We start from the raw sequence: 2,753 nt of genomic DNA, 5'->3' as shown, positions 1-2,753 counted from the left end.
CGGGAAGATCGTCGTGCCCAGGCTGTTGAACGCCTGGGCGAAGGTCAGCCGACTGTGGACCGTTTTCGGCGGCCCGAGAAGGCTGATCAGCGGATTGGCCACGACCTGGACGATGACGACGCCGCTCGCCAGCACGAAAAGCGCCAGCAGGAACAGGCCGTAGGTGGCATATTGCGAGGCCGGGATGAACAGCAGGCAGCCGACCATCATCGTCAGCAAGCCCGCTACCGCCCCGCGCATATAGCCGATCTTCATGACCAACTGCGCGCCCGGAATGCCGATGACGAGATAGGCGGTGAAGAAGCAGAACTGGACCAGCATCGCCTGGGTGTAGTTGAGCGTGAACAGTTCCTTAAGCTTGGGAATGATCACGTCGTTGAGGCTGGTAATCCCGCCGAAGATGAAGAACAGCGCCATAACGAAATAGCGCAGCTTGGGCGCATCGACATGTCCGCCCTCGCCCGCGCCGCCGGTGAGCTGGTCCGTCGAACTGACCTCAATTGTCGGAGCTAATGCCACAGTCCTATTTCCTTTCGCTCAGCAGTCGCACATTCTGGTCGGCGATACATTACCCTTATGGACAGCGCTGGTCAGCGACAGCTTCGAGGCCAAGTCGCTTGATTGTCAGGGAAAGCGATCCTTGTGTCGTGATGCGGACGGGATTTTCAACGGCGGCCAGCCGCACTTTGTCGTCGGTGAAGCAGTGCAGCGGCACGGCCAGTCGGATCGGTCCGGCTTTTGCGAGCCATGCGGTTGCGTCTCGATCCAATCCGGCGAAAGCGATTGTCACCGGCGCCGTCGGCACTTGGTCAACCCGACCCTCGATGACCAGCGCAAAGCCCTCCAGCAACTCGCGAGAGAGATCGCTCTTCGGGCCGTCCAGCGACAAGGATCCGGCCTTGGTCCAGCGAACCATCCGGCTATCCTCCTGCGCCGCCAGGTCTATCGGTCGCGAAGTCATCGATCCTGCGGGGCTCGAAATCGCGCCCGCAGTGACCTCGCGCGTGCCGCCGCCGTCGATCAGCGACATCGTCCACGGTGCCAAGGCGCGGCCATTTTCAAAATAACGATCAAGATTGAGCGCGGCCTTCACGTCGATGCCCGGGGTCTCTGCAAGTCTCTCGACATGGGCTGGCCGACCATAGCTCTGGCCGTAACCGAGCGGGAACAGAGGGCGGACGATCGGCGAGCGCGCATCCCTCGGCCAGGCAAAGGACAGCCGCCCACTAAAGTCGCGCCGAGGACGGCCATTGGCGCCCGCGATCAAGACGTCGGCCACGCCGCCGCCCTCGGTACCCGGCAGCCAGGCTGCGACGAACGCATCGGAGGCATTGATCTCGGGTGAAACGAACAGCGGGCGTCCCGACAGGAAGACGGACACGACCTTGATGCCCGCAGCGCGAAGGCGCTTGAGCAAGGCGAGGTCTGCCTTGTCCTGCGGCCGATACGCGAGCGTGGGGACGTCGCCCTGAAATTCAGCATATGGATTCTCGCCGAACACGACGATCGCGACATCGGGGCGGACATCGAATTTGCCCTCTGGCGAGAGCGTCGCCTTGCCACCGATTGCGCCGACCGCCTCGGCAATACCGTCATAGATTGACTGGCCGGCCGGGAAGTCACGCTTGGTCGTATCGGTGCCCTGCCAAGTGATCGTCCAGCCGCCAGCCTGCTTGGCCATATTGTCGGCCCCGTCCCCGGCCACCAGCACTTTTGCACCGGGACGGATTGGCAGAACCGAGCCTTCGTTCTTGAGCAGGACGAGGCTTTCGGCGACGGCGCGGCGGGCAATTGCGCGATGCTCGGCACTACCGATCTGCGCCGGATCGTCGCTCACTGCCCGACCATCGAGCAAGCCCAGCTTCGCCTTCACCCGCAGAATACGGCGCACGGCGTCATCGATTCGCGAAATCGAAATCCGGCCGGCGCGCACGTCGGCGACGGTATTTTCGTACAAGCCCTTCCAGCTGTCGGGTGCCATGAACAGATCGAGTCCGGCATTGTAGGAGCCCGGACAATGGGTCGTGGTGCAGCCGTCGACTTGGCCGTGCCCGTTCCAGTCACCGACGGTCAGCCCGCTGAACCCCATGCGGCCCTTGAGCACATCGGTGATGAGCGATTTATTGCCGTGGTTTTTGACCCCGTTCCAGCTCGAAAAGGAGATCATGACGGTCAGCGCGCCAGCATCAATCGCCGCCGGATAGCCCAGCGCATGATGCGCGATCAGTTCTGATTCGGTCAGGCGCGCGTCACCCTGATCTTTGCCGCCATTGGTGCCGCCGTCGGCAAGAAAATGCTTGGCCGTCGCAGCGACATGGCTGTCCGCAATCGTCTCTCCAGAGAGCAGCGGCCCCTGGAGGCCGAGCGTCATCGCCCGCGCGTAGCTGGCGACCAGTTTCTCGTCGGACGAATAGCCTTCATAGCTGCGGCCCCAGCGCATGTCGCGAGGCGCGGCGAGCGTCGGTGCGAACGTCCATTCGATCCCGCTTGCCGAAACTTCGTCTGCAGTGGCGGCGCCGATCGCCTGGATCAGTGCGGGATTGCGGGCGGCGCCCAGCCCGATATTGTGCGGGAAGATGGTCGCACCGGGCAGGTTCGAATGGCCATGCACCGCATCGACCCCGAACAGGATCGGGATGCCCGACGCCCCCGGATGCGCACGATATTGCCTCACCATTTCGGCCCAGCGGCTGCTAGTCGCCCGTTCGTCGCCGAAGGGGCCGCTGTTGCCGCCGGCCAGGATCGAGCCGAGC

The 2,753-nt window shown here is 63.4% G+C and carries 2 protein-coding genes; both read right to left on the bottom strand.

Going from position 1 to position 2,753, the window contains the following annotated elements:
• On the bottom strand, positions 1 to 519 hold a 519-nt coding region (locus RMN84_RS01355; RefSeq protein WP_405051414.1), incomplete at its 3' end, for an MFS transporter.
• A gap of 55 nt (positions 520 to 574) precedes the next feature.
• Positions 575 to 2,753 (bottom strand): glycoside hydrolase family 3 N-terminal domain-containing protein (locus RMN84_RS01350; RefSeq protein ID WP_309610412.1); only part of this gene is annotated, 2,179 nt, incomplete at its 5' end.

The sequence above is a fragment of the Sphingomonas sp. genome (assembly GCF_031380695.1).
Classification (GTDB): domain Bacteria; phylum Pseudomonadota; class Alphaproteobacteria; order Sphingomonadales; family Sphingomonadaceae; genus Sphingomicrobium.
Note: the sequence above shows the minus strand (reverse complement) of the source record. Positions and strands in the feature narration are given on the sequence as shown.